This is a genomic window from Arthrobacter sp. R1-13 (assembly GCF_054161475.1).
In genome coordinates this window covers 4,361,052-4,383,581 of sequence record NZ_CP096420.1, presented here as the reverse complement: position 1 = coordinate 4,383,581, position 22,530 = coordinate 4,361,052, and the positions used below count along the sequence as shown (strand labels likewise).

21 protein-coding genes and 1 pseudogene are annotated in these 22,530 nt (G+C 63.1%); 11 read left to right on the top strand and 11 right to left on the bottom strand.

Features of this window, described 5'->3' with window-relative positions:
- Window positions 1-42: 42 nt before the first annotated feature.
- Window positions 43-1,128, bottom strand: a complete 1,086-nt coding sequence (locus M1D88_RS20240) for an extracellular solute-binding protein (RefSeq protein WP_458112492.1) — start codon at window positions 1,126-1,128, stop codon at window positions 43-45.
- A 230-nt stretch (window positions 1,129-1,358) separates the two neighbouring features.
- Here M1D88_RS20240 and M1D88_RS20235 point away from each other — a divergent pair, with 230 nt between their 5' ends.
- Entirely contained in the window at window positions 1,359-2,435 is a 1,077-nt protein-coding gene (locus M1D88_RS20235; RefSeq protein ID WP_458112491.1) for an FAD-dependent monooxygenase, read from the top strand.
- A 5-nt stretch (window positions 2,436-2,440) separates the two neighbouring features.
- Here M1D88_RS20235 and M1D88_RS20230 read toward each other — a convergent pair whose 3' ends face one another.
- The 3 genes from M1D88_RS20230 to purB all read right to left on the bottom strand — a co-directional run bounded on the left by M1D88_RS20230 (window position 2,441) and on the right by purB (window position 5,194).
- The gene (locus tag M1D88_RS20230; RefSeq protein WP_458114590.1) at window positions 2,441-2,944 is read right to left on the bottom strand and encodes a GNAT family N-acetyltransferase; all 504 of its coding nucleotides are present in this window, start codon (window positions 2,942-2,944) and stop codon (window positions 2,441-2,443) included.
- Window positions 2,945-3,077: 133 nt separating this feature from the next.
- A complete protein-coding gene (locus tag M1D88_RS20225) occupies window positions 3,078-3,755 on the bottom strand; it encodes a histidine phosphatase family protein (protein ID WP_458112490.1) in 678 nt (225 codons plus the stop codon).
- Window positions 3,752-5,194, bottom strand: coding sequence for an adenylosuccinate lyase (purB, locus tag M1D88_RS20220; RefSeq protein WP_458112489.1), 1,443 nt, complete (start codon window positions 5,192-5,194; stop codon window positions 3,752-3,754). Before purB ends, M1D88_RS20225 begins: the two co-directional genes overlap by 4 nt.
- Window positions 5,195-5,426: 232 nt before the next feature.
- On the opposite strand from purB, the gene M1D88_RS20215 reads away from it, so the two are divergent.
- Window positions 5,427-5,732, top strand: coding sequence for a hypothetical protein (locus M1D88_RS20215; RefSeq protein WP_458112488.1), 306 nt, complete (start codon window positions 5,427-5,429; stop codon window positions 5,730-5,732).
- The gene (locus tag M1D88_RS20210) at window positions 5,732-7,174 is read left to right on the top strand and encodes a hypothetical protein (protein ID WP_458112487.1); all 1,443 of its coding nucleotides are present in this window, start codon (window positions 5,732-5,734) and stop codon (window positions 7,172-7,174) included. Before M1D88_RS20215 ends, M1D88_RS20210 begins: the two co-directional genes overlap by 1 nt.
- A gap of 36 nt (window positions 7,175-7,210) precedes the next feature.
- Here the strand turns inward: M1D88_RS20210 and M1D88_RS20205 are convergent, their stop codons facing one another.
- The gene (locus M1D88_RS20205; RefSeq protein ID WP_458112486.1) at window positions 7,211-7,639 is read right to left on the bottom strand and encodes a phage holin family protein; all 429 of its coding nucleotides are present in this window, start codon (window positions 7,637-7,639) and stop codon (window positions 7,211-7,213) included.
- 56 nt (window positions 7,640-7,695) lie between these two features.
- On the opposite strand from M1D88_RS20205, the gene hisC reads away from it, so the two are divergent.
- The 5 genes and pseudogenes from hisC to M1D88_RS20180 form a co-directional block, all read left to right on the top strand.
- Window positions 7,696-8,814, top strand: a complete 1,119-nt coding sequence (gene hisC, locus M1D88_RS20200) for a histidinol-phosphate transaminase (RefSeq protein ID WP_458112485.1) — start codon at window positions 7,696-7,698, stop codon at window positions 8,812-8,814.
- A gap of 149 nt (window positions 8,815-8,963) precedes the next feature.
- Window positions 8,964-10,181 carry a pyruvate dehydrogenase (acetyl-transferring) E1 component subunit alpha gene (gene pdhA / locus M1D88_RS20195; RefSeq protein ID WP_458112484.1) on the top strand — a complete coding sequence of 406 codons (1,218 nt, stop codon included), beginning with the start codon at window positions 8,964-8,966 and terminating at the stop codon, window positions 10,179-10,181.
- The gene (locus M1D88_RS20190; RefSeq protein WP_458112483.1) at window positions 10,181-11,161 is read left to right on the top strand and encodes an alpha-ketoacid dehydrogenase subunit beta; all 981 of its coding nucleotides are present in this window, start codon (window positions 10,181-10,183) and stop codon (window positions 11,159-11,161) included. Before pdhA ends, M1D88_RS20190 begins: the two co-directional genes overlap by 1 nt.
- 61 nt (window positions 11,162-11,222) lie before the next feature.
- A complete protein-coding gene (locus tag M1D88_RS20185) occupies window positions 11,223-12,749 on the top strand; it encodes a 2-oxo acid dehydrogenase subunit E2 (RefSeq protein WP_458114589.1) in 1,527 nt (508 codons plus the stop codon).
- A 105-nt stretch (window positions 12,750-12,854) separates the two neighbouring features.
- A pseudogene (locus tag M1D88_RS20180) lies at window positions 12,855-12,983 on the top strand (phosphatase PAP2 family protein); the annotation flags it as partial.
- Window positions 12,984-13,033: 50 nt separating this feature from the next.
- On the opposite strand, the gene M1D88_RS20175 reads toward M1D88_RS20180, so the two are convergent.
- The 4 genes from M1D88_RS20175 to M1D88_RS20160 form a co-directional block, all read right to left on the bottom strand.
- A complete protein-coding gene (locus tag M1D88_RS20175) occupies window positions 13,034-13,465 on the bottom strand; it encodes a universal stress protein (RefSeq protein ID WP_458112482.1) in 432 nt (143 codons plus the stop codon).
- A gap of 55 nt (window positions 13,466-13,520) precedes the next feature.
- Complete coding sequence (locus M1D88_RS20170; RefSeq protein WP_458112481.1) at window positions 13,521-14,813, bottom strand: aminotransferase-like domain-containing protein; 1,293 nt, start codon at window positions 14,811-14,813, stop codon at window positions 13,521-13,523.
- Between the two features lie 92 nt (window positions 14,814-14,905).
- Entirely contained in the window at window positions 14,906-15,721 is an 816-nt protein-coding gene (locus tag M1D88_RS20165; RefSeq protein WP_458112480.1) for a GerMN domain-containing protein, read from the bottom strand.
- 207 nt (window positions 15,722-15,928) lie between these two features.
- The gene (locus M1D88_RS20160; protein ID WP_458112479.1) at window positions 15,929-16,492 is read right to left on the bottom strand and encodes an NAD(P)H-dependent oxidoreductase; all 564 of its coding nucleotides are present in this window, start codon (window positions 16,490-16,492) and stop codon (window positions 15,929-15,931) included.
- A gap of 123 nt (window positions 16,493-16,615) precedes the next feature.
- On the opposite strand from M1D88_RS20160, the gene M1D88_RS20155 reads away from it, so the two are divergent.
- Both M1D88_RS20155 and M1D88_RS20150 read left to right on the top strand, forming a co-directional pair.
- Window positions 16,616-17,221, top strand: coding sequence for a TetR/AcrR family transcriptional regulator (locus M1D88_RS20155; RefSeq protein WP_458112478.1), 606 nt, complete (start codon window positions 16,616-16,618; stop codon window positions 17,219-17,221).
- 216 nt (window positions 17,222-17,437) lie between these two features.
- Window positions 17,438-18,523, top strand: coding sequence for a Gfo/Idh/MocA family protein (locus M1D88_RS20150; RefSeq protein WP_458112477.1), 1,086 nt, complete (start codon window positions 17,438-17,440; stop codon window positions 18,521-18,523).
- A gap of 92 nt (window positions 18,524-18,615) precedes the next feature.
- Here M1D88_RS20150 and ald read toward each other — a convergent pair whose 3' ends face one another.
- On the bottom strand, window positions 18,616-19,734 hold the full coding sequence (gene ald, locus M1D88_RS20145) for an alanine dehydrogenase (protein ID WP_458112476.1): 1,119 nt from the start codon (window positions 19,732-19,734) through the stop codon (window positions 18,616-18,618).
- Between the two features lie 246 nt (window positions 19,735-19,980).
- Here ald and M1D88_RS20140 point away from each other — a divergent pair, with 246 nt between their 5' ends.
- On the top strand, window positions 19,981-21,201 hold the full coding sequence (locus M1D88_RS20140; protein WP_458112475.1) for a PucR family transcriptional regulator: 1,221 nt from the start codon (window positions 19,981-19,983) through the stop codon (window positions 21,199-21,201).
- 36 nt (window positions 21,202-21,237) lie between these two features.
- Here the strand turns inward: M1D88_RS20140 and M1D88_RS20135 are convergent, their stop codons facing one another.
- The gene (locus M1D88_RS20135; RefSeq protein ID WP_458112474.1) at window positions 21,238-22,512 is read right to left on the bottom strand and encodes an FAD-binding protein; all 1,275 of its coding nucleotides are present in this window, start codon (window positions 22,510-22,512) and stop codon (window positions 21,238-21,240) included.
- Between the last annotated feature and the right edge of the window lie 18 nt (window positions 22,513-22,530).

Sequence of the window (22,530 nt, the reverse complement as noted above, 5' to 3'; positions counted from 1 at the left end):
GGGGACGGGCAGCGCCGGGTCGGGCTCCGCCCGCCGTCCGTTCTACGTCATGTACTCGAGCTCGATCTTCTCCACCCAGGCTCCGATGTTCTCTTGGACGAACGTCCAGTCGATGTCCTGCTGCTTCAGCGAATTCACGAACTCCACCACTTCAGGCTTCGCCGCGGCGACGGCTTTCTCATTGACGGGCATGGAGTTGAACTGCTGGGCCCACTCGCCTTGGAATTCCGCTCCGCCGAACCAGTCGATGAACTTCAGCGCCTCCTCCTTCTTGTCCGTCCCCTTCACAAGCGCCACCTGCTCCACCGCAAAGGGCACGCCCACGGACGGCTTGACGACGTCGACATTCACTTTGAAGGTCTTCTCGCGTTCGGGGATGATGGACGACGGCATCTGGCCCATGTCCACTTCACCGCCTGCTATCCGGGCAAAGAGATCGGTCTTTGGTACAGCGGGGCTGCCATGCTTGAAGTATTGCTCGATCTGGCTCCAGCCTTCATCGGAAATTCCCAGGTCACCGGAATCGTCTTTGTAGCGGGTGAGAATACTGGCGAATACCAACTGGGACGTGGCAGTCCCCAGGCCTGTGACCCGCTCATAGCGGTCCTTGAACTCGTCCTTCGTCCACAAATCCGTCCAATCCTTTGGTGCTTTGTCGGCGCTGAATTTATCGGAGTTATAGCCGAGCAGAATTGCCTGCTTTACCAGCGGCCAATAGGCTTTGTCTTCGCTTTTATCGCCCAGCTCAGAATCAACTTCGTCTGCCCAGGATGGTGTGTAGGGCTCGATTGCGCCGCCGGCCTTGACCTGCTCGAAGTACATGTTGTTCAGCCCGAAGGCGACATCGGCGATGGGGTTGTTCTTCTCTGCGATGAGCTTGTTGGTGGCATCCGCGCCGCCTGCGCCAACGATTTCGATCTTGAAACCTGCAGCTGCTGCCTTCTCGGTGAGCCACTCACCCCGGCCTTCGCCGTTCGAATTCGTATAGACAATCAACGTTTCGCCGCTTGATCCGCCCGAAGCCTGCGTGGAGGAACCAGATGGGGACGCCGTCCCTGGCGCACCCCCACAACCGGCCAAAGCAAGAACAGCGACAACGCCTGCAGCAAGAGCTTTAAATTTATGCATGATAATGACTCATTTCCCCCAAATGGAATCAGCAATGTCCCGCAAGCCTATAGCCAAGATCGGCGCCCCGGGATGACGAATCACCGTCAATCTCATTTCCCCGCATGGGCGGCCCGGCCCCGCACAGACGGCTCTGGCCAGCAACGGTTATGCGGGGGAGGGCCGTCCGAGCCACACGGCCACCCGGTGACGGGGCCACCGGGCCGCCGTCGAGCGCGTACACTCAGCCCGTGCAGGAGATCACAATCGTTGGTGGCGGAATAGCCGGCCTGGCCCTTGCAGCGCGCCTGGATCCCCGGCGCTTCCAGGTAACGCTTCACGAGCAGCGGACGCAGCTGCCCACCGTAGGCACATCCCTGATGATGTGGCCGAAGGCGCAGGAGGCACTTGCTGCGGTGGGGGTTCTCGATGCTGTCAGGGCTTCCAGCCCGGCCTTGGCTGTCGGGTCCCTCCGCAGCGCTGGGGGTGACCCATGGCTGGTGGTCCCCGCCGGCGGGACCATCGCTGTGTCCCGGCCGGAACTCATCCGGCTGCTCGAGTCGGCTGTACCGGATTCCGTCCGCCGTGAAACCGGACGCTTTGAGGGCGTCAGCCCAAAGAACCACAGCCCAAAGGGATCAGAAGTATTGGTTGGAGCAGATGGAGTGGGCAGCGTTGTTCGCCGCAGCGTCTGGGGCGAGTCCACGCGAGCCCGCCTGACTCCCTATGTGGCAGTCCGCGGTGTTGTGCCGGGGAGGCTCTGGGCGGATCACTCGGGGGAGTACTGGGGGCGAGGGGATCTGTTCGGCATTGGTCCCGCCGCCGGAGGCACCAACTGGTACGCCTCCTTCCACTCCGGCTTCCGGCCTGAACTGGAACCGGGCGGGATCGATGTCGAAAGGGTCCTTGAGCTGGCCCGCTTCCGCTTTGACCGCCATGCAACCGCCATTCGCGAAGTTCTCGCTACCGCCGAAACCGAGTCGACGCTGGCGCAGCGGATCTGGACCACGCCGCCGCTGGCCGGGTACGTGCGGGGCCGCGTGGCGCTGGTGGGAGATGCAGCCCATGCCATGACACCCAATCTGGGGCGGGGAGCCTGCGAGGCGGTGATCGACGCCGTGACCCTGGCCGACCACCTCAACTCCCGTCCGGTTGACGCCGCGCTCCGGGCCTATGGCCGTCAGAGACTCCTGCGTACCCAGGCCTTGCGCCTTGGCTCGGCCGCTATGATGCGCCTCGCGCTGGCGGGACGCCTGCAGCCCGTCCGCGACCTGGTACTGCGGTCAGCCAGCGGCCGACGGCGCAAGTCTCCACCGCCGTCGAGCTAAGGCTGCTAGGCCATGGCCGTGTGGGCTGCGCTGTGCGAATCGATTGTCTTTGCATAGCAGTGCGAATGCTCCTGGCCGATGTAGGGGCCGAAGCTCGGCACTTCCGCAAATCCGCTGTGCTCGTAGAAATGCCGCCCATCGGGCTGCGCCGATCCCGCCTCGGCAGTCACCGTGGTGAAACCCTGCTGGTGGGCATGCCCTTCCAGCGCCGCCAGGATGGAGCTGGCGACTCCGGAGCCGCGCATGTACGGAATGACATAAAGACGTTTGATCTCGACAGTACGGTCATCCAGCATCCGCAATCCGCCGCAGCCTACCGGCTGTCCGGAGCTCTTCTCGTAGGCCACCAGGAACACGGCAGTATCAGCTTCCGACGGCGGCGGGCCGGGCTCGTGATCGGCTGTTCCGAAGCGGGCATCCAGTTCCGCCTGCTGGGCTGCTCGAAGATCGGCACCAACGGGGTTCGCCCAGGTGACCTGACGGATGTTGAGACGCGGGTTGGTCTGCATAACTGCCTCGATTCGAGATCGCATTCGCCGAAGGGGTATGCAACTCAAGACTAGAAACCAGCGGTTACCGCAGTGTTTCGCGGCGGTAAGGGCCGGGAGAACTTTTCCGGGGCTGGCTTAATCCGGCTAAAAATCAGTAGGAGTCGCCGGTGGGGTCTTCCGCCGTCGGGTCTGCCAAGGCCAGCCCGCCCACCGGGCTGCCGTCCCAGTGGAGAAGGCTCCAGCCGCCGTCGGGATCTCCCTCCAGTGCAACGATGCCAGTGTTCGCCAGGATGTGCCTTGCGGCGAAGTCGATGTCGATGTTGTGGGTGCGGGCGGCAGCCCAGACGCGGATGGCAGCGCCGTGGCTGACCACTGCAACCGATCCGGAGCCGTCTGCTCCACCTGGCGCTGCCGCCGCCGCAATGGTGGCGATGGCGGCGTCGTAACGGCCGAAAAAATCGTGGCCGTTCGGGCCATCAGGCATTCGGCGGTCCAGATCGCCGGAGGTCCAGGCGAATGCCGTACGCATGTAGCGCATGTGCGATTCGTGGTCCGTCAGTTTCTCCAGTGCGCCGGCCTCAATCTCGTGCAACCCGTCCATCACCTGGATCTCCAGGCCGCGGGCCCGGGCCAACGGGGTGGCGGTAACCTGGGTCCGGAACAGCCTGGAGGCATAAAGGGCGTCGATCTGCTCATTCGCCAAGGCCCTGGCCAGCGCCGCCGCCTGCCGCTGACCGAGCTCGGTCAGGCCAGGGCCTGGGTGCGCAGTATCCAGCTGCCCGAGGACGTTCCCGGGCGTCTGGCCGTGGCGAATGAGCAGGAGCCTCATTTCAGATGATCGACCAGCTGATCAGCGATCCCCGTGTACTTGGCCGGGGTCAGTGCCAGCAGCCGGGATTCCGCTTCTGGAGAGAGGCCCAGGCTCTGGACGAACTCCCGCATGCGGGCTGCGTCCACGCGCTGGCCCCGCGTGAGGTCCTTGAGTCGTTCGTACGGGTTCTCCATGCCTTCGACGCCTGCGATTGCCTCTGCGCGCATCACCATCTGGATGGCTTCACCCAGGACTTCCCAGTTGGTGTCCAGGTCCCTGGCGAGGACGTCCTCAGCCACATCAAGGCGCTCCAGCCCCTTGGCCACATTGGAGATGGCGAGGAGCGAATGTCCGAATGCAACGCCGATATTGCGCTGGGAAGAGGAGTCCGTCAGGTCACGCTGCCAGCGGGAGGTCACCAACGTGGAGCCCAGTACGTCCAGCAGCCCGGAGGAGATCTCCAGGTTTGCCTCGGCGTTCTCGAAACGGATGGGGTTGACCTTGTGAGGCATGGTGGAGGAACCCGTGGCTCCCGCTACCGGAACCTGCGCGAAATAGCCGATGGAAATGTAGCTCCAGATGTCCGTGCAGACGTTGTGCAGGATCCGGTTGAAGCGGGCGACGTCGGCGTACAGCTCTGCCTGCCAGTCGTGGCTTTCGATCTGCGTGGTCAGCGGGTTCCAGGTGAGGCCGAGCCCTTCAACGAAGGACTTGGAGACCTGCTGCCAGTCAGCGCCGGGCACCGATGCGACGTGGGCGGCGTAGGTTCCCGTGGCACCGTTGATTTTTCCGAGATATTCGGTCTTTGCGATCCGCTCCAGCTGGCGGTTCAGGCGGTGCGCAACGACGGCCAGCTCCTTGCCCAGCGTGGTGGGTGTGGCGGGCTGGCCGTGCGTGCGTGAGAGCATGGGGACGGCACGGTTGTCTTCCGCCATCCTCTCGATCTGCGCCACCAGGGACCTTGCAGCCGGCAGCCACACGTCCTCCACGGCACCCTTCACACCGAGCGCGTAGGAGAGGTTGTTGATGTCCTCGGACGTGCAGCCGAAGTGCACCAGAGCGGTGAGGTTTTCGATGCCGATTCCCTGCAGCCTGCGGCCGATGTAGTACTCCACAGCCTTGACGTCGTGGACAGTTACGGCCTCGATCTCCGCCAGTTCCTGAACGCCGGCGGCATCGAATTCAGTGACGATGGCTCGGAGCCGCTCCTGCTGCTCCTGCGTGAGGGGACCGGCTCCGGGGAGGACGTTGTTGCCTGTGAGGTGAATCAGCCACTCGACCTCCACAGCAACGCGGTCGCGGTTCAGGGCTGCTTCTGACAGGTAGTCAACGAGCGGCGCGACGGCGGACTGGTAGCGGCCGTCCAGCGGGCCGAGCGCGATCTGGACCGGGGAAGCGGCAAGCGCGATGCGTCCGGAGGGCGTACGGGTGTCAGCTGTGGCGGCAGTTTGAGGCATGCGGCAATTCTTTCATGAACTTCGAGTCTGCCTAAGCCCGGGGGAGCATGTGACTTCGCACCAGCAGCAGCACGGGTTGTCATGCCCGCTTATGCACATAGCCGCCCTGGTCTGTTCACGCCGGAAGGGAGGTTCTTTACAGTCAAAGTTCAGTGACAGCCGTGAACTTCCCCTAGACGACCCTAATCCCGGGGTTCCTGCCACATATCCACTTTTTGGGGGGTCCAAAACAATGAGCAGCGCCATATCACCGGCGGAACTTAACCAGTGCGCTTCGCGGAGCTATGAGGTCCAGCTGCTGGCTGGACGGGTAGAGGCGGGGATAACTGAAGTCGAGGCGGTTCATCGCCGGCTTTCCCAACTAGAGCTCGAAAGCTGGGAGTCGCCGGCCGGCAGGGCCTACCGCCTGAGTGTAGGGCTGCAGGCAGCTTCCTTGCGTAGGGCAATCGAGAAGCTGAACCAGGCGACTGCAGCGGTGCGACACCACGCCCAGAATGTGGCGGAGTCGTCCACACGGACTGGGGCGGGCGGCTATTGATGGCTGAGATCTCCCCCGGAGGTGCAGGCGGGCCGTTCCGCCCTCAGCTGCCACCGCCTGATGGTGACTTGTCGATCAGGGGCGGAGTTGGCGGCATCAGCTTCCAGCTTTCCGAGCTTGCAGCGGGCGCGGCGGCACTTGACGTCCTCGCCGGCACCCTCACGTCGGTCGAGGTCGCAACGCACAGTGTCTGGCAGGAACTGTGCAATTACGCGGACGAGCCTAGGTCCAGCGGAGTGGCGGCCCTCGATGCCGTGGGGGAGGGTCGCCGAGCGGTCGGGGCGGTTCGGCAGGAACTGCAGGACATCGGCAACCAGGTGCGTGCCTGTCAGCGTGAGTATGAGGCAGCCGAGAGCCAGAGTGGCCAGAATCTCCGCATGGGAACGGGGTCCTTTGAACTGTTCTCTGCCCAGATCACAGATAGCCGACTCACCGGATTCATGAACCGGGAAACAACAGAAGCCCTCGCCCGAAATTTGCCTCTGAGCCTGGGCCTCCTCCTCGGAGTGCGGCCGGATCTGGCTTTGGCGGCAGCGAAGGCTCTTGGTGCTGGTTCCAGGGGATTTGGTGTCCCGTCCATTATCCGGATCCTGGCAGAGGGGGGAATCCCGGACCTCAAGCCCCGTCCCGTCAAAGCAGTAGAGGAAGCGACGTCGGATACTGATCTGGATGGTTCGCCCGCCGGTCTGCTGGCCAGGGCCCGGAGCGTCGATGCCCAAGGACACGGCCGCATCGAAATCATCCAAACCGTCCATGACGGACGAAAGGCTTTCATCGTGATCATTCCGGGGACCCAGCCAGGTGACCCCAGGGGCGGTGACAATCCCTTTGATGAAGCCGGTATCGCTGAAGGGCTTGGCTACGACTCGCACTTCACCGGCGCGGCTATCCGTGCTGCCCTCCAACAGGCCGGAGCAGCAGCGCAGGACCAGGTGGTGGCCGTGGGCTACAGCCAGGGAGGCGTCCATGCCATGAACCTCAGCAACGATCAGGCATTTCTTGCGGAGTACGACCTGAAGTATGTGCTGACCGCCGGCTCCCCGGTCGGCGGAATAACTCCGCAGCCTGGAATCAGCAGCCTGCATCTGGAGCACCGGCAGGACTGGGTACCAGGGAGCGACGGCGTTCCCAGCCCGGATACCAGCGACCGGGTCACGGTGACGCTGAGCAGTCCTGTGCTGACCCCCTCAGGGGAGGAAGCCGGGCTGGGACCAGGGCACAGACTTACCAACTATGAAGAAGGGGCCAGGGCGGTTTCAGCCAGCGATGACCCCTCGCTGATAGCCTCGACCGCCGCTCTGGCCGGGGTGGTGGGTGCCGGTGGTGCCGCCACGGCTACCCGCTTCCGCATGGTCCGCGAACCTCAGGTCCCGAAGGAAGCCGGTCGCGTTTCGGATGCCCGGAAAGAACGGCATCCGGGCTTTCCGTATGGCGGCCGGTAGCCGTGTCTGGCGGCGGCTGGCTGTCCCGGAAGGCCGTTAGCCGCGGCGTGCTCCCGGAATCCGGCTGGCAACCAGGGAAATGATGGTGATAATGATGGCGGCCAGGATAGCTGTCCAGAAAAAGCTGTCGATGGTGAAGTCAACCGGGGTAAAGCTGCTGAGCCAGGAAGTCAGGTAGAGCATGGCTGCGTTGATGATGATGGTGAACAGCCCAAGCGTGAGAATAGTGATTGGCAAGGAGAGCAGGCTGACCAGGGGACGCACAAAAGCGTTGACCAGTCCAAAGATCAATCCAATGAACAAATAAGCGAGGATGAGCCCGATGGTGTCGGTTCCTTCGGTGACGCCTGTCCTGGCAACGGCCTCAGAAGCGGCTGACGTGGAAATCTCCAGCCCCGGAAGGATCCAGCTCGCAATCCACAAAGCCAGCCCGTTGATTACAACCCGCACAATGAAAGAACCCATCCCCCATGTTTTCACACGCGGGCAGGCGGCAGATACGTGGAAGTAGGCTAGTTCACATGACGACACCAGAAAAGACTGCCGCTGGTATCAGGCCGCGGCCAGTGGTAGACAGGCTCCCGCGCTACGCCGCCGGAAAGCCGCCCCTCGCCGTCGAGGGCATCACGAGTTACAAGCTGTCTTCGAACGAGAATCCGCTGCCGCCAATCCCCGCCGTCGTGGAAGCCATCGCGGCGCAGACAGATTTCAATCGCTACCCTGATCCGTTGAGTACCAGGCTGCGGACGGCCCTGGCGGGGTTTTTGTCTGTTCCGGCGGACGACATTGTCACAGGCACGGGAAGCCTTGGTGCCCTGAACCAGCTTCTTGCCGCATTCGCCGGCCAGAACGACGACGGCAAAGCAGACGAGGTGATCTACGCATGGCGCTCATTTGAGGCATATCCCATTTGTGTAGGACTCGCAGGCGCCGAGGGCATCAGGATCCCCCTGACCCCGGAAGGGCGCCATGACCTGGAGGCGATGGCCGCGGCAGTTTCGGCGCGAACCAAAGTTATTCTTCTTTGCACGCCCAACAACCCCACCGGACCGAGCCTGGGCGCCGAGGAGACGGAGCGCTTCATCAACACCGTCCCGTCAGACGTGATTGTGGTAATAGACGAGGCCTATCAGGAATTCGTACGCGACCGTCATGCGGTCGAGGGCATCAACCTGTACCGGAAGTACCCCAATGTAGTGGTGCTTCGGACCTTCTCGAAAGCCCATGGGTTGGCAGGCCTTCGGGTGGGCTACAGCATCTCCCAGCCACATCTCACGCAGCACCTCCGGGTTGCCGCCACACCCTTCGCCGTCTCGCAGATAGCGGAAACTGCAGCTGTGACCTCCCTGCAGAACTTCAGCCAGGTTGTAGAAAGGGTACAAGGGCTGGTGGACGAACGTGACCGGGTAACCGCGGGCCTCAAGGAACTGGGCTGGTTCGTTCCTGAGGCCCAGGGAAATTTTGTCTGGCTGAACCTGGGCGAAAACAGCTCGGATTTCTCGTGTAAGGCAGAAGAAGCAGGACTTTCCGTCAGGGCCTTCGGGGACGAGGGTATTCGCGTCACCATTGGAGAAACAGAGGCGAACACCCGGTTCTTGGAACTCTGTGCGAACTATACAAAAGCCCCACAGCGTTCCTAGCGCTTAACGAGGCGCCTCCCGCTACCTTACTGCGGATAAAGTAAGGATCAGTAAGCCACAATATATGCTCCGACAGGAATGTATTCCCCGAAAAGCATATATCCCAGCGACATTGCAGCGCATTCTTATGCGGCAAGCAAGGAGACGGTATGGGCGCCACACATCTGCCCTCCACCGAGTTCGACGGAACCGAGGTAGACGACCAGCTCGAGGCGGAAGCCGAGGCGGCCATGGGGGAACCCGATGCCCAGATGGTGCAGCTGCTGGGACCGGACGGAACCTTGGGCAGCGATCCTGTTTTCTCGGAGTACGCCAACAACCTCGACGCCGGCAAACTCCGCAGCTTTTATGCGGACATGGCTGCGATCAGGCGGTTCGACCAGGAGGCCACAGCCCTTCAGCGGCAGGGACAGCTGGCGCTCTGGGTCCCGCTGACTGGGCAGGAGGCAGCCCAGATCGGCTCAGGCCGGGCCAGCCAGCCCCAGGACTATATCTTCCCCACCTATCGCGAGCACGGCGTGGCCCTGACCAGGAACGTTGACCTGTCCGAACTCCTACGGCAGTTCCGCGGTGTCTCCAACGGTGGATGGAATCCCAAGGACACCAATTTCCATCTGTACACCCTGGTTCTTGCCGCGCAGACCCTTCATGCCGTGGGCTACGCGATGGGGATCCAGCGCGACCAGAAGCTCGCTGCGGCCTCGGACCCGGCGGGAACGGAGCCGGCTGCCGCTGTCGTTGCCTACTTCGGGGACGGTGCCAGCTCCGAGGGCGACGTGCATGAATCCATGGTCTTTGCCTCCTCGTACAACGCTCCCGTGGTGTTCTTCTGCCAGAACAACCATTGGGCTATCTCGGTCCCAAGCGCCGTGCAGACCCGCATTCCCCTCTCCAACCGGGCCAAGGGCTACGGCTTCCCCGGTATTCGCGTGGACGGCAATGATGTCATCGCCGTACATGCTGTGACGGAGTGGGCGCTTGAGCACGCACGTTCGGGCAAGGGGCCTGTTTTGATTGAGGCCTTCACCTACCGGTTGGGCGCGCACACCACCGCTGATGATCCCACCAAATACAGGCTCTCCGGTGAGGAAGACGCCTGGCGGGCGAAGGATCCTCTCGCGAGGCTTGAAGTCTACCTGCGCACCGCTGGCCTGGCAGATGATGCCTTCTTTGAGCAGGTCAAGGCCGACGGCGATGAACTCGCCTCGTATGTGCGGCGCACCACCCACGATCTTGAGACCCCGGACATCCGGGCCGCCTTCGCGAACGCCTACGTGGAATCGCACCCGCTGGTGGCGGAGGAGCTCGCCTGGTTCGAGCAGTACAGCGCAGGATTTGAAGAGGCAGCTGAAGGGGCGGCGCACTGATGACCACCATGACCATCGCGAAGGCGATCAATGAGGGCCTCCGGGCTGTATTGGCCAACAACCCCAAGTCCTTGCTCATGGGCGAGGACATCGGACCCCTCGGCGGCGTCTACCGCGTCACCGATGGGCTGATCGGGGAATTCGGCGCCGACCGAGTCGTGGACACACCCCTCGCTGAGTCCGGCATTATCGGTACAGCAATCGGGCTGGCCCTGCGCGGCTACAGCCCGGTCTGCGAGATCCAGTTCGACGGCTTCGTGTTCCCGGGGTTCAACCAGATCACCACCCAGTTGGCCAAAATGCATGCGCGCAGCCACGGCAACCTCACCGTTCCTGTGGTGATCCGCATTCCGTATGGTGGCGGCATCGGTTCGGTGGAACACCACTCGGAATCACCCGAGGCACTGTTCGCGCACACCGCAGGCCTTCGCATCATCACCCCGTCCAACGCCCACGACGCGTACTGGATGATCCAGCAGGCGGTGGAGTGCCAGGACCCTGTTATTGTCTTCGAGCCCAAGCGCCGGTACTGGCTCAAGGGTGACGTTGACATCCAGGCCCCCGGCCTCGCCGATGATCCTTTCAAGGCCCACGTGATCCGGGAAGGCCAGGACGCCACCGTCGTTGCGTACGGGCCTCTCGTTCCGGTGGCCCTGGCGGCGGCAAACGCGGCGGAGGAAGACGGCCGCAGTGTCGAAGTCATCGACCTCCGTTCCATTTCCCCCATCGACTTCGATACCGTCACGGAGTCCGTAAAAAAGACCGGCCGGCTGATCGTGGCCCACGAGGCTCCCACCTTTGGTGGAATCGGCGGCGAGATTGCCGCACGTATCAGTGAGCGGGCGTTCCTGTCGCTGGAGGCTCCGGTGATCCGGGTGGGAGGCTTCCACATGCCTTATCCCGTTGCCAAGGTGGAAGAGGACTACTTGCCGGACATCGACAGGATTCTTGAGGCGCTGGACCGCGCCCTGGCCTACTGAATCCAGCCTGTCTGCAGCACGTCCCAACGCCGCCCTTGATCGTTTCGAAACCGAGGACCCCATGACTCTGAACAAGTTCAACCTTCCCGACGTGGGCGAAGGGCTGACCGAGGCTGAAATCGTCTCCTGGAAGGTCAAGGCCGGCGACACCGTGGCTATCAACGACGTCCTTTGCGAGATTGAAACCGCTAAGTCGCTCGTCGAACTGCCGTCGCCTTTTGCCGGTACCGTCACCGAACTGCTGGTCCCCGAAGGCGTGACCATCGACGTCGGCACCCCCATCATCAGCGTCAGCGACGCCGTCGCTGGGGACCCAACTCCCGCGGACGTACCGGCCCCTGCCCTTCGGAGTGCAGAACCCGCCGCTTCGACGCCCGCCGCTTCGACGCCGGCCCTGCCGCTGTACGGCAAGCTGCCGGAGGATACTCCCGGCACGGGTCCGGAGGCGGGCGGACCGCTGGTCGGATCCGGTCCCAAGGCCGACGCCGTGAAACGCCGGCCGCGGAAAGCCTCGGGCATGGGCATCCCGGCAGGTGCATCCGTAACGCCTGTTCCTCCCGCTGACGTGCCGGCCGCCGTCGCGCCTCCTCAGGTCCAGCGAATGGAAACTCCGGACGCAACAGCCACGGCTGACGCCATCCCCGACGCCGACCGCCAGACCCTGGGCGGCACCATCAGCGGGCTGGTGAACAAAGTCTTGGCGAAGCCCCCTGTCCGCAAAATTGCCCGGGATCTTGGCATCGACCTCTCCGACGTCGTTCCTACAGGCGCCCGTGGGGAAGTTACCCGGGAGGACCTGGTGAGCTACCAATCGCAGCGCGACGCCGAATTGGATAAGGCCGATTCGTTCTGGGGGAAGTCCGGCAAGCCGCAGGACCAGCGCATCGAGCGCATCCCGGTCAAGGGTGTCCGCAAGGCGACGGCCAAGGCGATGGTGGAGTCGGCGTTCTCGGCCCCGCACGTCAGCATCTTTGTGGATGTTGATGCAAGCCGGACCATGGAATTCGTGAAGCGGCTCAAGGTATCACGTGATTTTGAGGGCATCCGGGTCTCCCCCCTCCTGATCCTCGCAAAGGCAGTCATCTGGGCCGCGGCGCGTAATCCCAGCGTCAATGCCACCTGGGTGGACAGCACCGACGGCAGCGACACAGCTGAAATCCACGTCAAGCACTATATGAACCTGGGTATTGCCGCCGCTACACCGCGGGGCCTCATGGTGCCCAACATCAAGAATGCCCAGGATCTCTCCCTCAAGGAGCTGGCCCTGGCCCTCAATGACCTGGCAACCACAGCACGTGCAGGCAAGACGCAGCCCGCGCAGATGCAGGGTGGCACGCTCACTGTGACGAACATTGGCGCGCTGGGAATTGATACCGGCACCCCCATCATCAACCCGGGCGAGGTAGCCATTGTCGCCTTCGGTACCATCAAGCAGAAGCCATGGGTGCTGGACGGAGAGGTCATCCCGCGCTGGATCACTACTCTGGGTGGCTCCTTTGACCACCGCGTGGTGGATGGGGATCTGTCGGCGCGGTTCATGGCGGACGTCGCAGCGATTCTCGAAGAGCCTGCCCTGCTGCTTGACTGAGCGAGGGCCTAATGAGCTGATGGTGACGGCCAGCGAATGCTGTACGCGGACCGCGTGACAGTGACTTCAGACGTAAGCCCGCAGGTCCGCTCGGCGGGTCTCTTGCTGCTGCTGCTGATTCCGGTGGTTGGATGGGCCCGAGCGGCGCTTGGTGCCCATACCGTTGGCCAAGTAGTTGCCGGTTCGCTGTTCGGCGGAATAGTCATGGCCGGAGCGTGGTCGCTCCTCCGGTGATTGATGGCAACCGGAGGAGCTTCACACGAAGGTGAGGAAGAGCGGCAGCCTCAGGCGACGTCGTCCGTCTTGGCAATGTAGACATCGCAAGGAGCGCTGTGAGCAACGCTGTTGGCCACGCTGCCCAGCACCCGGCCAATTCCCCGCATACGACGATTGCCCACCACGATCATCCGGGCGTCATTCCGCTCGGCTTCATTGATCAGTGCCTCGGCCGGCTTTCCGCGCGCCGCGGAATACGTTACGGACAACTCCGGCGTCCGCAGGCGATCGGCGACGCCGCGGGCGACTTTCTCCGCTGCGCCGGCGTCAGAGACGATCCACTGGTCGCTCCCGCTTCCGAAGACTTCAGTGCGGTCACTGTCGAACGCACTCACCACGTGGAGGGTGGCTCCCATGGAAGCGGCGAGACCTGCGGCCGTCTCGGCAGCCTTCATCGCCGTTTCACTGCCATCTACGCCGACAACAATAATTCCGGTCATATTCCTGCTCCTTTAAGTCGATGCATCTCCGGGCTAAGCCCGGGATGTTTTCAGGCTACAGTGCTGCAATTGCTTCCCGCATCACGGGTGCCAACCTGCGGACACCTTCGTCTATGGATTCGGGTGGAACCGCGCTGAAGGCAAGCCTGAGCTTGTTGGAGAGTTCAGTCGAATGGGTGAATGCTGCCCCAGGAATGAAAACAACGCCAGCCTCGATGGCCTTGTGAAGCAGCGGATAGGTATCCACTCCAAGGGGAAGTGTGACCCAGACAAAAAAGCCACCCTCCGGCCGCGTCCAGCTCATACCCTCGGGCATGTGCTGCTCGAGGGCAGCCAGCATAGCCTGGCACCGCTCCTCGTAGAGCCTGCGGTACGTGCGGATCTGCCCCTTCCAGTCAAAGTCCCGCAGGTAGGCAGAAACCAGCATCTGGTTGAAGGCAGGGGGGCACAGCATTACGGATTCGGAGGCCAGATAGTAGCGGCGCTGAAGGTGTGCCGGGACCAGTGCCCAACCCACCCGCAACCCTGGGGCGAAGATCTTGGAGAACGAGCCGAGGTAAATTACGTCGTCGGGGTTGTCCGTCCTCAGCGGGGCCAGGGGCTGCCCGTCGAAGCGAAGAAGACCGTAGGGGTTATCTTCCAGGATCAAGATATTTGCGTCGCGGCATATATCAACTATCTCTTGGCGGCGCTCCTGGGCAAGAGTAATGCCTGAAGGGTTGTTGAAGCTGGGGATGGTGTAGAGGAATTTGATCTTCTTCCCAGCACCTTGGAGAGCAGCGATTTTCGCTTCCAGCAATTCAGGGACGAGGCCATCTTCGTCCATGGGAACGGTCTCCACCTGCACCTGGTACGCCTCAAAGGCATTCAGGGCACCCACATATGTTGGATTCTCCACGAGGACGACGTCACCGGGATTGCAGAAGACCTTTGCTGCGATGTCCTGGGCCGACTGCGAACCGGCCGTGACCACGACGTTCTCCGGCAGGGCGTCAAGGATTCCCTCCTCGGCCATGACCTCACAGATCTGTGTCCGTAACTCCAGCGTGCCCTGGCCGCTGCCGTACTGCAGCGCGATCATTCCCTGTTCGGCGATGATCGCGGCAGCTGTTTCTGCGAGCCGGTCCAGCGGTAGTGACTGCAGGTACGGGTTGCCTCCCGCCAACGACACGAGCCCCGGGCGCATGGAAATGTCAAAAACATCGCGTACGGCTGATTGCTTGATGTTGGCGGCCCGCTCCGAGAAGAGTTCCTCGTGGCGGTGGGCGGACGTAGCCGCTCGTTCGATTGCTTCAACGGCTTCAGCGGGCAGCAACTGTGCTGCGGCATCCAGTGTCTCGTGGCTCACATTCCTCAGGATACAACCATCAGTTGCTGATTATGCAACCTCTGTTGCCCATGGGCGCGGACTCGGATGCCAGCTCCTCCGCCTGCCCAGATCTAGCGAAGGCTGAGGACCTCCGCCAGTCGCCGTCCGTTAATGTAGATTTCCGCCCGGGTTGCCCCTACTGCCGTGACGGCCGTCTGGGTCAGCTGGGCCTCAATCCTGGGAATGTCGCAGGTGCCCCCAGGACTCACAGTGCCACTCAGGTTCACCACCACTGTGGATCCGTCGAAGTAGCCCGAGACGAAGCTGAGAGTGGAAGAGGCCAGGGAGTTGTAGAGCCCGTCAGGGGCGGATCCGCCGCCGCTGCTCCCGGGCAGCAGGGCCTGAAGAGCAGATTGAAGTGGTTCGTTTGCGAGCGGGGCGGCAAGAGGTACGGACACCAGACTGTCGTTGCAGCCGAAGCGGACTCCGCCACTGCCGCCGTCGTCGAGCATAACGAAGTAGGCCGTTCCGGACTGCTGGGCACTGGGAGCTGGAGGATTACCCGCAGGAAGCGCGGCCCCTTGTGCGGGGGAGGGATCAGGCGTAAGTGCCGGGACTGGCGACGAAGCGGTCGACGGAGACTCTCCTGGCATGGCGTCCGGCGGCGGCGTTTCAGCTGCAGGCTCCTGGTAAGGCTCACTGGTTCCGCGGGGTGCCAACTGAGCCTTGCCCGCTTCAGCAGGCTCCGTTGCAGGCGTTGGTGCCCGTTGGGCTTCCGGCTCGGGTGCGGCAAGCGCGGGTCCCGGTGTCAGTTGGCTCGCCGCTGAACCTTCCGTGGCGTCGCTGGTGGAGCGCGCGTCGGACGTTGTGCAGCCTCCCAGCCACAGGGGAATTGCCAGGCAGCAGGCCAATCCCGCTACCCTCGTGAAACCCTGCGAGGTCCTCATGACAACCCGCACCTCCAGCCCCGCTGCAATCCGTATATCAACGTTACGGCTCAGCGGGGAAGGGCGGAATATGTTTCAGATGACGGTTCGGCGACAGCTGTGTCACGGTTTGATACGTGCGGCCCTCAGGGATCAGGGTCGAAATGCAGAACGCCTCCCGGCTGCCTGAATCGGCGGCCGGGAGGCGTCGTACATCAGCTGGAAAGATCAGGCAGCGGCGACAGGGCTGCTCTCAGCAATGGCATCGAAGACATCCTTGATCTGCCCGACGATCTCGGCGTCGTCCTTCGGGTGGATTTCAGCAAAGCGCACCACGGAACCCGGCACGGCGAGCTTGACGCCCTCAATGACCTGGGCGCCGGCGATGCCGACAGCCTTGCGGGTCTCATCCTGGGCCCAGACTCCGCCGAACTGACCGTAAGCGGTTCCGACAACGCCGGTGGGCTTTCCGGTGAGAGCGCCTGCACCGAACGGACGGGACAGCCAGTCGATGGCGTTCTTAAGGGAGGCGGGGATCGTGCCGTTGTGCTCGGGGGTCACCAGCAGCAGGGCGTCGGCGTCGGACGCGGCTGCCCGCAGTGCTGCTGCCGCAGCGGGAACCTGGCCTTCGACGTCGATGTCCTCGTTGTAGAAGGGGATGTTTCCCAGGCTTTCGTGGATGATGACATCGACCTGCTCCGGCGCATTGACCTGGATGGCCTCGGCAAGCTTCTGGTTGGTGGACTCCGCGCGCAGGCTGCCGACGAGGGCGAGTACGGTGCTCTTTGACATGAAAAACTCCTTCTGTCTGGCCACCGGAAGGCGGCGGCCGGTTGGTTGGGAGGCTTTGTGGGCCCTTCACTGATCTAAACGGACTGCGGTCCGGTTCTTATTCCCGGGTCTAGAATGTTTTTTGTGAGCCTTATCCCAATCCGCTCCGGATCCCCGGGTGAGGATTCAGAGCGCAGCGACGCCGCCCGGAACCGGGAACGCCTGCTCGTGGCGGCACGTGAACTCCTGGACGAGTGCGGAGTTGACTCTCTCACAATGGACAAGCTCGCCAAACGCGCAGGGGTCGGCAAGGGAACGGTCTTCCGTCGGTTTGGCAGCAAGGCAGGCCTCATGATCACGCTCCTGAGCGACGCAGAGGCGGAATTCCAAGGGCGTTTTATGTTCGGCCCTCCTCCGCTTGGACCGGGTGCGCCGCCACTGGAGAGGTTGGTGGCCTTCGGCCACGCGCGCATTGGTTACCTTCTGGAATTCGGAGACCTGGCACGGGCTGCTGACCAGTCGGTCTATACCAAGCTGGAGGTTCCCGCCACGCTGCTCTGGCACCGCCACGTCGAATTACTCCTCCGCGCGGCCGGAATGCAGGCGGATCCCTGGCTCATGGCGTTATTCCTGGGGGCAGCCCTGGACCCCGAGCGGCTGCTCTATGCAGTGCGTGTGCAGGGCGTGACACCGGAACGTCTGGCGGAAGCATGGAGCGAGCTGGCCACCCGGGTGGTCCGCCGGGATTAGCCCGCCCACGGACGCTCCTTCACGTTTAGCGGGTTTTTGGGGGACGCTCCTTCACGTTTCGCGGGTTTTTGGGGAACGCTCGCTCATGTTTCGGGGGTTTTTGGGGAACGCTCCCTCAGCTATGGCCCGCCTGGAGCGGCTACCCGTCGGGATGTGAGGGAGGGTTGGGGAAAATTGGTCGGGATGTGAGGGAGGGTCCGGGGGTAGCGTTGCCCCATGACTACAGACTCTTCCGTTCATGCCAGCAGGCCAGCCCCCATCCGAACCGCGGTGGCCGGGTATGGGTTGTCGGGCAGCGTTTTCCACGCCCCGCTGATCGCGGCTAATCCTGCTTTCTCCCTCGAGGTCATTTCAACGTCCGACGCCGGCCGGAAGTCCGCCGCGTCCGAGCGCTACCCGGTGACGAGGCTCGTGGACACCCCCGAAGGCATTCTCGGGCTGGCAGGGGAGCTCGACCTGCTGGTCCTGGGCACCCCTCCGGCAACCCACTTTCAGCTTGCGAAGGCCGCGCTGGAAGCGGGCCTCGACGTCGTCGTCGATAAGCCTTTTGTAGTGACCAGCAGTGAAGGTGAAGAGCTCGTCGGACTGGCCGCACGCCTTGGGCGCGTACTCACGGTTTTCCATAATCGCCGTTGGGACGGCGATTTCCTTACTCTCAGGAACATCCTCGCCGACAGCGCCCTTGGAGGTGTGGCCCGGTTCGAATCACGGTTCGAGCGTTGGTCGCCCCAAGTATCCAAAGCTTGGAAAGCGGAAGCAACGGCCGAGCAAGGAGGAGGGGTTCTGTTTGATCTGGGCACCCACCTTCTGGACCAGGCGCTTCAGCTTTTTGGCCCGGCCACGGTCACCCACGCCGAACTCCAGATCAGGCGGCCCGGCGAAAACGTGGACGACGACGCCTTCCTGGCCTTGCGTCACGAGTCGGGTGTTATCAGCCACCTCTGGATGAACATGTTGTGCGCCCAGCAGGGTCCCCGCTTCCGGCTTTTGGGTAGCGAGGGCGGGTTCACCAAGCATGGCGTGGACCCCCAGGAACCCTACATCGTGGCCGGTGGAAGCCCGCTGGACCTCGACTACGGCCTCGAAGCCCCTGAGTGGGCCGGGACCCTCGGCCGCAACGGCCACCTGGACAAGCTGCCAACGGAACGGGGCGCTTACCCGGAGTTTTACCGGCTCCTGGGGGAAAAGATCCACGACGGCGGGGCCTCCTCGGGGCGTCCGCTCCCAGTCAACCCCCAGGACGCAGTCGCCGTCCTCAAATTAATAGAGCAGGCTAGGAGGTTGGCATGGGACGGGGCCTAACGACTGAATGGCAGCCATCCAGAAAGCGTGCGTCAAAGCGACGAAGGAGCAGCACGCGTTGGATGACTGCCATTCAGTTGGCAGCCAGGGGATTAGGCGCTAACCAACTGGTGCCAATCGGCGACGAGCGGCAGGTTGTGTGCCTCCGACACCGAATGGTGGGCCACATGGCCGGCAGCGATGTTGAGGCCAGCGGCCAGCGCGGGATCCTTCTCGAAGGCCGCCTTGACGCCCAGGTTCGCCAACGCGACACCGTAGCGCAGGGTGACGTTGGTGAGCGCATAGGTGGAGGTGTTGGGAACGGCGCCGGGCATGTTGGCCACGCAGTAGAAGATGGTGTTGTGGACCTTGTACGTGGGCTCCTGGTGAGTTGTGGGGTGGGTGTCCTCAAAGCAGCCGCCCTGGTCCACCGCGATGTCCACCAGGACCGAGCCCGGCTTCATCCGTGCAACGAGCTCGTTCGTCACCAGCTTGGGGGCCTTGGCGCCCGGAATCAGCACGGATCCGATCACCAGGTCAGCGTCCACCACTGACTTTTCAATCTCGTACTTGTTGGACGTGACCGTCTTGAGGCGGCCCTGGTACTGGGCGTCCAGTTCCCGCAGGCGGGGAATGTTGATGTCCAGGATGGTGACGTCCGCGCCAAGCCCTAGCGCCATCGCCGCGGCGTTGGTTCCGGCTACTCCGGCGCCGAGCACCACAACCTTGGCGGGACGGACTCCTGGTACGCCGCCCAACAGCACACCCTTGCCTCCGGCCGGGGCCATCAGCGAAGCGGCTCCTACCTGGACCGACAAGCGGCCTGCCACCTCAGACATCGGGGCCAGGAGCGGAAGTGTGCGGCCTTCCTGCACTGTTTCGTAGGCGATGGCAGTGACGCCGGAGTTGATCAGTTCGTGGGTCAGCTCCGGTTCCGCTGCGAGGTGCAGGTAAGTGAACAGAATGAGGCCCTTGCGGAAGCGGTGGTATTCGGCCTTGATGGGTTCCTTGACCTTCATCACCATGTCTGCGCGGCCCCAGACATCGTCGGGATCAGCCACGATCTCGGCGCCGGCAATGGAGTATTCCTCGTCGGTGATTCCCGAGCCCAGCCCTGCACCGCGCTCCACCAGGACTGTGTGGCCGTGCATGAGGAATTCGTGAACACCGGCAGCGGTGATAGCTACGCGGAATTCGTTGTTCTTGATCTCTTTGGGGATACCGATGATCATTGTTGGGCTCCAGGTTCGGCGGCTTTGTAAGGGCCAGGGTGGAAGTGCGGGTGTGATTCCAGAATAAATCCGGTTGTGAGGCACACGACATCAAGGCCCTCAGAACAGAATCCAACTTCCGCCTGTTTTCGCGGTTTTCCCCAGATTGGCCTCGACATTTGTCGAATTCTCTAGCGTCAACTGTCGCCTGGTGTTGGTACGGAAAGGTGAGGTCAACGCCGGCCGCATGAGCAGTACTGTTGCAGCATGCAACAACAGGATGTGGAACAGCTCGTCGAGCACGTGGCACTCAAGTTGGGGCGGGGGCTTTCGCTTGAGGACCTCGACGGCGTCCTGCTCGCCTACAGCTCCAACCAATCCCATGCCGACCGCGTGCGGGTGAACTTCCTGCTGAGCAAGCGGGTCCCGGCGGATGTCAGCGCCTGGCAGCTTTCGCACGGGATCGCGACGGCGGTGCGTCCCGTCGTCGTGCCTGCCAACGAGGACCTGGGGATGCTGGGCCGCGTCTGCGTCCCGCTGCTGGTGCGCGGTTTCCGCGTGGGGTACCTATGGGTCCAACAGGATCTTGAAGACGAAAGCGCGACGGCGATCCTGAGTCAGCTGCCAGGCGTCCGGGAGGAGTTGGAGGTGCTGTCCGGCCTCCTGCTCGAGTCCAACACAGCAGAATCGGAGTTCCGCCGCCGCCGCGAGCAGGAGTTCCTTAAGGCGTGTGCCGGGGAAAGCAACGCTGTGGCGGCCGTCGCCGGTTGGAAGGAAGTTCAGGGCAAGGGGCCTTGGCAGCTCGTGACCATCATCGATGCCGATGGCTGGACTGAAGGCCCGGATCCCATCGCCTCCACGCTCATCCACAGGTCTGCCGCGCTGCAGGCAACCATCGGAGTGGATTCCACCCTGTTCAGTGCCGGCACCGAAACCCACGCGGTGGTGCTGTTCCGGGAGTCCATTGGCCGGGCCAGCCACGCCCAGGTCCTGGTGCATTACCAGTTGGAGCTGGCCAAGCGTTCCGGGCGGCCCGTTCAGCGCATCATCCTTGGATGCAGTGAAGGTTTCAGCAAGCCGCGGGAGCTGAGCCATGCCTACAGTCAGTCGAAGCAGGCGGCGCAGGCAGCAGCAGTTGATCCGCAGCTCGGCGAGCTGGTGGACTGCCGTGATACCGGAATGTACCAGCTGCTGGCCTCAGCCGGCGGCGGGACAGGAGCATGGGCAGATGCAGGTTCCGTGTACTTCCATCTCCTGGAGGACCACGACCGCAACGGCGAGCTTCTCCCCGTGCTTGAGCTGCTCTACGACAATGACGGCTCGGTTCAGGACGTTGCTGACAAACTGCATCTTCACCGGAGCAGTATCTACAACAGGCTGGGCAGGATCCGGCAGGTGCTGGGGGTTGATCCGCTCAAGGGAATGGTGCGGCTGGAACTCCACGCGGCGCTCAAGGCGCGGCGCTGGGCTTCCCGCCCACGCATCTGAGCCCGGCCTGCGGCGTGAATCCGGCCTGGAGCGCAGCTAGCCGCCGAACACCTTGTTCTCCAGGAAGCTGTTGCGGAATTTGTGCTCAGGGTCAACCCGCTCGGCCAGCGAAATGAAGTCTGCGAAGCGGGGATACAGGGGTGCGAGGGCAGATGCATCTGCCTGGAAGAGCTTGCCCCAATGCGGCCGGGCGCCCAGCGGAGCCAGCCTCTCCTCCAACAGTGGAAGGACCTTCTCAACAGCCGCCTGCTCAGGTTTCCAGGTGAAGTGGAGGCCTACCGAGGACTGACCGTAGGCGGGGCTGAGCCATAGGTGATCAGCGGCGATGGTGCGGATTTCCGAGACCTGCAGCAGGGGAGTGATGTGCTCAGAGAGTCCCCGGATTGCAGCGATGGCCTCCGTGGCATACTCGCGTGGCACAAAGAATTCGCTTTGCAGCTCGGCGCCGCTGCTTGGCGTGAAGGCCATCCGAAAGTGTGCCAGGCGCTCGGACCAGGGCCCGGGAACGCCCAGTTGCTGGGTGCAGTCCTCCCCGGAGAAGCCAGGCAAGGGGTGCATGGCTCGAAGGGCCGGGGCTCCGCCGTAAAAGCTCTCCCGGACAGCGGCCGGTGGCACGCTGCCGTCGTAGCCGCGGGTCTTCAACCAGGACTGGGCCACCATCTCCCCCTGCCAGTCCGTGAACAGGCTGACGCTGTAGGCGCTGGCGGTGACGGCGTCGAAATCCACGAGCACCTGCTCCCAGGAGAGTGCTTCGAAAACGTCCTGTCGAACAGAAAAGGTGGGCTCGATGTCCAGGGTCACCCGCGTGACGATACCCAAGGCGCCGAGTGCCACCACGGAGCCGTCGAAGTCCGGGTCTCCGCGGCGCAGGGTACGAAGGGCCCCATCGGCTCCAATCAGCTCGAGTTCAGCCACGGACGTCGCGAGATTGCCGTTGGCATCGCCGGACCCGTGGGTGGCCGTGGAAATGGCCCCTGCTATGGAGATGTGCGGCAGCGAGGCGAGGTTGGGCAGCGCAAAGCCGTTCCGCTCGAGCTCCTCAGCAAGGGTTCCATACCGCGTTCCGCCGGAAACCCTTACCGTCCGTGCTGCAGGGTCAATACTGATGGCGGGGTCCAAGGCCTCCAGTGAGAGCAGGGCCCCGTAGGAATCGGCGATGGAGTTAAAGGAGTGGCGGGAGCCGAGAGCTCTGATCTTCCGGGCACTGGCGACGAGCTCCTGCGCTTCCTGCAACGAACCAGGCCGGTGGATCACGGGGGCTCCATAGCGGTAGTTGCCGGCCCAGTTCAGTTCATCAAGCTCCGTGCGCATAGCTCCCCTTCGCGCCGG

Excerpts from the sequence above, each read along its gene's own strand:
- M1D88_RS20240 (WP_458112492.1), bottom strand. The coding sequence starts at position 1,128 with ATGCATAAATTTAAAGCTCTTGCTGCAGGCGTTGTCGCTGTTCTTGCT.
- M1D88_RS20230 (WP_458114590.1), bottom strand. The coding sequence starts at position 2,944 with ATGCAGACCAACCCGCGTCTCAACATCCGTCAGGTCACCTGGGCGAAC.
- M1D88_RS20225 (WP_458112490.1), bottom strand. The coding sequence starts at position 3,755 with ATGAGGCTCCTGCTCATTCGCCACGGCCAGACGCCCGGGAACGTCCTC.
- purB (WP_458112489.1), bottom strand. The coding sequence starts at position 5,194 with ATGCCTCAAACTGCCGCCACAGCTGACACCCGTACGCCCTCCGGACGC.
- M1D88_RS20215 (WP_458112488.1), top strand. The coding sequence starts at position 5,427 with ATGAGCAGCGCCATATCACCGGCGGAACTTAACCAGTGCGCTTCGCGG.
- M1D88_RS20210 (WP_458112487.1), top strand. The coding sequence starts at position 5,732 with ATGGCTGAGATCTCCCCCGGAGGTGCAGGCGGGCCGTTCCGCCCTCAG.
- M1D88_RS20205 (WP_458112486.1), bottom strand. The coding sequence starts at position 7,639 with ATGGGTTCTTTCATTGTGCGGGTTGTAATCAACGGGCTGGCTTTGTGG.
- hisC (WP_458112485.1), top strand. The coding sequence starts at position 7,696 with ATGACGACACCAGAAAAGACTGCCGCTGGTATCAGGCCGCGGCCAGTG.
- pdhA (WP_458112484.1), top strand. The coding sequence starts at position 8,964 with ATGGGCGCCACACATCTGCCCTCCACCGAGTTCGACGGAACCGAGGTA.
- M1D88_RS20190 (WP_458112483.1), top strand. The coding sequence starts at position 10,181 with ATGACCACCATGACCATCGCGAAGGCGATCAATGAGGGCCTCCGGGCT.
- M1D88_RS20185 (WP_458114589.1), top strand. The coding sequence starts at position 11,223 with ATGACTCTGAACAAGTTCAACCTTCCCGACGTGGGCGAAGGGCTGACC.
- M1D88_RS20175 (WP_458112482.1), bottom strand. The coding sequence starts at position 13,465 with ATGACCGGAATTATTGTTGTCGGCGTAGATGGCAGTGAAACGGCGATG.
- M1D88_RS20165 (WP_458112480.1), bottom strand. The coding sequence starts at position 15,721 with ATGAGGACCTCGCAGGGTTTCACGAGGGTAGCGGGATTGGCCTGCTGC.
- M1D88_RS20160 (WP_458112479.1), bottom strand. The coding sequence starts at position 16,492 with ATGTCAAAGAGCACCGTACTCGCCCTCGTCGGCAGCCTGCGCGCGGAG.
- M1D88_RS20150 (WP_458112477.1), top strand. The coding sequence starts at position 17,438 with ATGACTACAGACTCTTCCGTTCATGCCAGCAGGCCAGCCCCCATCCGA.
- ald (WP_458112476.1), bottom strand. The coding sequence starts at position 19,734 with ATGATCATCGGTATCCCCAAAGAGATCAAGAACAACGAATTCCGCGTA.
- M1D88_RS20140 (WP_458112475.1), top strand. The coding sequence starts at position 19,981 with ATGCAACAACAGGATGTGGAACAGCTCGTCGAGCACGTGGCACTCAAG.
- M1D88_RS20135 (WP_458112474.1), bottom strand. The coding sequence starts at position 22,512 with ATGCGCACGGAGCTTGATGAACTGAACTGGGCCGGCAACTACCGCTAT.